Below are 960 nucleotides of genomic sequence, written 5' to 3' on the forward strand. Positions count from 1 at the left end.
ATGTGTTCGGAATGTTCCAGACCGTGCACCGCCACCCTGCGCCCTTAGGACTGCGATAGGGGCACGGGTGCCCGTGTCTCGCATCAGTCTCTTAATTGTACATCTGGCTACATCGAATCCCTCCCGCTGCATCTGCCGCCAAACCTTACAGACGTCATAGACACAGAAGTTCACGGCAAAGACCCGCATGATTTCAGGCCTGAGCGCCTCACCGCACTGGGCAAGAGATGACGGCATCGAGGCATCACGGACTTGGCGAGGTGCTCGTGATAGGATGGGGTGATTGGCAGGACCGTGCAGATCGCCTCGACCCGATAATGCCACGATGCTCGTCGATAAGGGCGTTCATCGCTTCACTGGGGGGGCGAGCTCCGCCTAGGCGAAATCACTAGAGGCTTTGCGCATGAACTCTATCTTCAGGACATCCGATTTCGTGCGCCTTCTAGATGCGTCATCATGGCGTGGGCAGCCCGTTCGGGATCGCGCGATTCGATGCCTTTGAAGATGTTGAGGTGTTCCTCCAAGGTCACGCCCTGGACGCGGCTGTCCCGGCTTTCGGCGCGCGCGACCTGGATGGATTCACGCATCAGCCCGCCCAGATAGCCCAGGAAATCAAGATAATAGGCGTTGTGCGCCGCGGCGGCGATCATCTGGTGAAACTGCAGGTCCGCGGTGACGCCTTCCTCGGCCCAGTCACTGGCGGCAACCATGCGCTCATGGGCCCGGCGGAGCTTTTGCAGATCGTCGTCCGTACGTCGAGCTGCGGCAAACCGCGTTGCGCTGATTTCCACCGGTTGCCGCAGTTCGAAAAGTTGTTTGACATTTTCCGGCAGCAACACTGCTGGCCGGTCCACTTTAAACGAGTTTCTGTCTGACAAATCAGCAACAAACAGCCCGCTGCCGCGGCGCGAAATGGCAATTCCGTCTGCTTTAAGCTCCGCGATCGCCTCGCGGACCATG

At 59.0% G+C, this 960-nt stretch carries 2 protein-coding genes and 1 other annotated feature; both genes read right to left on the minus strand.

The features are described from left to right. Positions 1-237: IS3 family transposase (locus WH91_RS26100; RefSeq protein WP_144408365.1), on the minus strand; the 237-nt coding region annotated here is incomplete at its 3' end. A 38-nt stretch (positions 238-275) separates the two neighbouring features. Further along, positions 276-390, minus strand: a sequence feature (AL1L pseudoknot). Positions 391-416: 26 nt separating this feature from the next. Beyond that, positions 417-960: FadR/GntR family transcriptional regulator (locus WH91_RS10305; RefSeq protein ID WP_046170932.1), on the minus strand; the 544-nt coding region annotated here is incomplete at its 5' end.

Source organism: Devosia psychrophila, from assembly GCF_000971275.1.
GTDB classification, from domain to species: Bacteria; Pseudomonadota; Alphaproteobacteria; order Rhizobiales; family Devosiaceae; genus Devosia; species Devosia psychrophila.